The sequence below is a fragment of the Bradyrhizobium sp. P2_E8 genome (assembly GCF_056403875.1).
In genome coordinates, this window is record NZ_JBFUES010000625.1 from 1 (window position 1) to 4,573 (window position 4,573).

Consider the following 4,573-nt stretch of genomic DNA (forward strand, 5'->3'; position numbering starts at 1 on the left):
CATAGACCACAACACAGCCGAGCAATTACCAAAGAAATTGGCGAGAAGCTGCGGAGAGTGATGAAGCCCGAGCCCGAACAACCGGAGAGCCTCAAGACGCAAATCGAACGGCTCCGGGAATTGGAGGAACGCTCACCGTCAATCGCTCCCGGTGCCGAGCATGGGAAGAAACCTCGCCGTTGAGCCGCCTTGGAGAGCGTCGTCGAAGCTGACCGACGGCTTGTGCTTGCGGGCGAACCACAGCTTGGCCGCCATTTCATCAATCGCGGTGACGAGAAATCGCTGAGCAAACGGGCTTGGTTTGCCAAATGCGCGGATCACATCAGGCAGGTGCTCCGGTGCAACAACATAAGGTGAGAAATCCAGTTCGGCCCCGTCGGGATGCCGTATGCTGGCGAGCCATTCAGGTACTGTTCGGCGGGGACTGTCGACCATGCCCCCAGTGTGCCATGGCTGCAATGCTATACAACTGTCTGAAACGCATTGAACGTATAGTGAGCGGGCTTAGACGACAAATTTTTTATGCGAAGCAACGGCTGGCTTGCCTTGGTTAGCCGACAACGTTGGGCGTTAACATGGCTGGTTGTCGGCTGACCAACTTAACGCTATCGCGGACGCGCCTGTGCGGGATCGTTATTAAACGCTACGCCCGCAGTGCGACCACGTTATCGCTGCCGCGCTCTGGCCGGGCGCAATACTCCGCCCAATCCTTCATCACCTGCTTGCGCAATTCAAAGAACGTGGTGCGCTTGTACGCCGCGATCACATCATCGCTGACCTTGTGCGCGAGCGCGGCCTCAGCGACAGCGTCATCATAGCCGTGCTCGGCACTCCAATCGCGAAATGACGAGCGAAAGCCGTGGGGCACGACTTCACGATCGACCTTCGGATCAATCCAGAGCCGCTCTTTCTCATTCATCCTATCGATCACAGCAGCAGTCGAGGCGTCACTCAACGGCTTGCCCTTGGAGTTGGGGAAGATGTATTCGCTACCTGCATTGAGCGTTTCAATGCGATCCAGGACGTCGAGGGCAGCTTGGCTGAGCGGCACTTTGTGCTCGGCGTCGCTCTTCATGAGCGCAGCAGGAATGGTCCAGAGCGCCGCTTGTCGATCGATTTGATCCCACTTCGCTGCCACTGCATTGCCGGGTCTCACAGCAGTCAAGATTTGGAATTCGAGAGCTGCCGCCGCGACACCATCACGCTCTCGCAGCTCTCGCATGAATGCCGATACGTGCTGGTAAGGCAGAGCAGGATGATTGCGAACCTTGCGGACCTTGGAGGTTGCGGGGAGCAAGTTGTCCAGATGGCCCTTCCAACGTGCCGGGTTCTCGCCCTTGAACTCGCCCTTGGCCTTGGCAGCGTCGATCACCGCCTCGATGCGACCGCGAATGCGGTTCGCAGTCTCGGTCTTCGTTGCCCAGATCGGCTCGATGATCCGCAAGACGAGCGTGGTGTCGATCCCAGAGATGGGAAGGTCGCGGATGCGCTTGCAGTAGTCGCTCTTTGCCGGTTTGCCATTGGGGTCGACGCCGAGCAATGTCATTGTCCACTGCGCCGCATGCTTCGCGTTCTTCCATCCGGGGGCGTTCGCCTTGATGAACCGCTTGGCGGCGGCCCCGAAGGTGATGGCTTTGGCCGCCTCGATGCGAGCGGCCGCCTTGGCCGCACGCTTGGCTTCGATGGGATCGGCGCCGTCACGGCGGAGCCGGCGTGCGTCGGCGGCCTTGTCGCGGGCGTTCTCAAGGGTCACGTCGCGGGCAGAGCCAAGACCGTGCCAGCGCGTCCGCCCATCCACCTTGAAGCGATAAAGCCAACTCTTGCTGCCGCCCTTCGCGACTTGCAGGTAGAGCCCGCCTCCGTCGGGATAGAGCCCGCGATCCGACAGATGCTCGACTTTTTTGGCTGTTAGTTTGCCGTAGCCTCTCGTCATGGCGCCTGCCCTCTACATACCCTTTTACATACACTTGGGCGTGAGATTTGGCGAGCCGAAATGAAACGGCACGAAAGACGAAATTGAGAAAAGCTCTGGCTGCGCAGCGCTTTAGGAGACTGAACGAGACTGGCTGAAACCTGATGAAACACGCTGCTGGCGGAGAGGGAGGGATTCGCATCCCCGTTAGCGCAACTCCCAGAAGACATGATCACGCCGCTTACCGACGCACTTTCAAGTGCTGTCATAGCTCGATCGGCGCAGAGTGCACCGGGAAGCGCCTCACGAGACACAAACTAGACACTGAATTTTTGGGACAGCGCTAAGCCATTCATTTCATTGGCGCTCCCTAGGGGAATCGAACCCCTGTTTCAGCCTTGAGAGGGCCAAGTCGACCCGCTTGATGATCATCGTGAAGAGAGTTCGGCGATGGAGGCCTACAGATGTCAATCCCGGCTCATCTGCGCGAGCAGGCGTGACTGCACCGGTTTCGCACCAGAAACGACCACCTTGCGACTAACTCCATCTAGCTCTAGTCGGGATGCGGGTCCTGCTCTCTTCTGATGCCGAGGATTCAGCTCACCCGCACCTGTGCCTAGCGCTCGATTTTGCTTGCTCCGTGACCTGCCCAAACAGGTACCGCTGCGACGGCGCGGCCGCTTTCAATTGGTGCTGCTCGAACGGACGCAACAATTCGCGCTGCTCGCATCTAGAGAGTGCAGCTCTTCGTCACGGCAGGTACTAGACCGGATAGGTGGTGCGAGATGTGGTGCGAAAAATTCGCTGAGAACGAACTTCGTCTTAAATCATTGATTTTATTGGTAGCGGGAGAGGGACTCGAACCCCCGACCCCAGGATTATGATTCCCGTGCTCTAACCAGCTGAGCTACCCCGCCACAGGGCTCGCGGGCGGCCGAACAAGGCCGATCTCGCGAACGCGCGGCATATAAGGAAGGGGGCGGCGGGCTGTCAATCCGCCTTCGCTTCCGCTTTCGCGAAAGCTTCGGCGGGACAAGTCCGCGGGCGGGACGAAATGGCTGTTTTGGGTGGAGTTTCCGGCCGAATCCGTCATGGCCGGGCTTGTCCTGGCCATCCACGCCTTCATTCGCCGGCCTGAGAACGTGGATGCCCGGGACAAGCCCGGGCATGACGAGATCTGGGGATGCGGAACAGCCCTATTTCGGCCGGACCGTCGGGTCGCCGCCGGGGCTGCCGGGGGGCGGGATGACGGGGGTGTTGCCGCCGGTGTCGGGGGCCGGGGCGTGCATGTCGGGGTCTACGCCCGAGGGCGGGCAGAGCACGCCGTCGGACTTGGCGAGCCTGTCGCCGAGCGGTTCCCGGGACTGGCCGGTAGTTGTGCCGTCGGGCGCAGCGCCGCGGTTCGGGCGGTCCTGGGGCAGGCAATTGGCGGCGTGCTGGGCCGATGGCGGCGCGGTCGCTTGCGGCGGCGTCGCAGGTAGCGGCGGGGCCTGCGCCATCGCGGCGCCTGAGACGGCGACGACGAGGCCCGCAAGGATGAGTTTTGATGCCGTGCGCATGGGAGGGAAACGCGCGGCCAAGCCTGCGTGTTCCGGTTAAAGCGCGAGGAACTCGCGCTTTAACCTTTGTCTTTTGAGCATGATCTTGTCGGAAAACCGCTTCACATTTTTCCGGATCATGCTTCCGATCACGATTTGCGGTAGCGGATCAGCGAAAAGTGCCCCATCGGCGGCATCGGGCGGCGCTCGGCGAGCGTGATGCCGCCGTGTTTCGCGGCCCAGTCGACCAGGCGCTGCCACGGGAATTCCGGACGCCAGCCGAGACGGCGGGCGACGGGGGCAAAGGCGAGTTCGAACAGCTTGCGCGGACCGCTCTCGGCGCCGATGTGGTTGACGAGGATCAGCTCGCCGCCGGGCTTCAGCACGCGCACGAACTCGTCAAGCGTGCCTTCGGGATCCGGCACGGCGGTGATGACATATTGCGCGACCACCGCGTCGAAGAAGTTTTCCGGGAAGGCGAGGTTCTTGGCGTCCATCACCGAGAGCACCTCGACATTGCTAAGCCGCATCGCGCGCACGCGCGCCTGCGCCTTGCGCAGCATCGGCTCGGAGATGTCCACGCCGCAGATTTTCGTGGTGCGCGAATAATCCGACAGTGAGAGGCCGGTGCCGACGCCGACGTCGAGGATGCGGCCGCCGATGCGATCGGCCTCCGCGATGGTCGATTGCCTTCCGGCGTCGAACACCTTGCCGAACACGAGATCGTAGACCGGCGCCCAGCGGCCATAGGCCTTCTCGACCCCGGCCCGCGAGATGTCTGCTGCCATGCCCCCCTGCCCCAGCTTATTTTCTTAGCCGCGCACCGCTTCCACCAGCGGCCTCGCTGCGTTGCTCGCGACCTTGGCCGCGGCGCTTTGAATGAAGCCGCCGCCGAGCACGCGGGCCTGGCCGCTGGCTGCGTCGTAGAACACGCAGGCTTGTCCCGGCGAGACGCCCTCCTCGCCGGCGACGAGCTCGACCTCGTAATGGCCATTGCCGCCGCGCAGCCACGCCGGCTGGGGGCTGCGGGTCGAGCGCACGCGCACGAACATCTCGAGGCCGCTTCCGATGGCGCGGTCGATGTCGCCGTCGCCGATCCAGTTGACGTCGCGCAGCACGATGC

Annotated in this window: 5 protein-coding genes and 1 tRNA gene; all 6 read right to left on the reverse strand. The window is 62.1% G+C overall.

Annotated elements, in window-relative coordinates:
• Positions 1-138: 138 nt before the first annotated feature.
• On the reverse strand, positions 139-435 hold the full coding sequence (locus AC1D00_RS28160; RefSeq protein ID WP_477012904.1) for a hypothetical protein: 297 nt from the start codon (positions 433-435) through the stop codon (positions 139-141).
• A gap of 208 nt (positions 436-643) precedes the next feature.
• Positions 644-1,933, reverse strand: a complete 1,290-nt coding sequence (locus AC1D00_RS28165; protein WP_477012905.1) for a tyrosine-type recombinase/integrase — start codon at positions 1,931-1,933, stop codon at positions 644-646.
• A gap of 819 nt (positions 1,934-2,752) precedes the next feature.
• Positions 2,753-2,829 (reverse strand) — tRNA-Met (locus tag AC1D00_RS28170).
• 279 nt (positions 2,830-3,108) lie between these two features.
• Positions 3,109-3,471, reverse strand: coding sequence for a hypothetical protein (locus AC1D00_RS28175; protein ID WP_477012906.1), 363 nt, complete (start codon positions 3,469-3,471; stop codon positions 3,109-3,111).
• Between the two features lie 128 nt (positions 3,472-3,599).
• Positions 3,600-4,238 (reverse strand): class I SAM-dependent methyltransferase, encoded by a 639-nt coding sequence (locus AC1D00_RS28180; protein ID WP_027544975.1) that lies wholly within the window; start codon positions 4,236-4,238, stop codon positions 3,600-3,602.
• 24 nt (positions 4,239-4,262) lie between these two features.
• A partial coding sequence (locus tag AC1D00_RS28185; RefSeq protein WP_477012907.1) for an aminomethyltransferase beta-barrel domain-containing protein occupies positions 4,263-4,573 on the reverse strand: 311 nt, incomplete at its 5' end.